Below are 517 nucleotides of genomic sequence, written 5' to 3'. Positions count from 1 at the left end.
GGCTTTGGCAGAAACCGAATCCACGCTGTTTACTTATGGTCGCAGCCAAGAAAATCAGCGCCGAATCGATGATGCATTGAAAGCCACCAATAACGTCGTCAACAAAGCCAAGTCACTGTACCGAGCAGGCTTGATTGATCACTTATCAGTTTTAGATGCGCAACGTCAGCAACGCATGATGCAAGATCAGCAAGTCGCGGCAAAGTTGCAAACCGCACAAGCTACGATTGCGCTCTACAAATCACTTGGTGGTGATTGGACGCTACAACCAGAAGCACAACCCGAAACGAATGCCAAAGGTTAGGTTTCTTACAAGCCTCACACCTTTGCATCACAACGGATGCCGTTAAATCGGTTAAAAAGAGGCCACTTAGATGGCCTCTTAGTTTGTGAGGCAAATATTTCTACCACCTATACCCTCTCTCGGTTGTATAATGCCGGCTCTGAAATATTTTGTTACGTTACCTCGGTAACCCCTGGATTACAACATGAACAACAGCAGATGGGTCGGCTTGCT

Annotated in this window: 1 protein-coding gene; it reads left to right on the top strand. The window is 46.8% G+C overall.

Going from position 1 to position 517, the window contains the following annotated elements; genetic code table 11:
• Positions 1-304, top strand: a 304-nt coding sequence (locus R8N47_RS28450) for a TolC family protein (RefSeq protein ID WP_318186514.1), incomplete at its 5' end; no start/stop codon positions are given.
• Positions 305-517: the final 213 nt, after the last annotated feature.

This window comes from Vibrio sp. 2132-1 (genome assembly GCF_033344315.1).
Note: the sequence above shows the minus strand (reverse complement) of the source record. Positions and strands in the feature narration are given on the sequence as shown.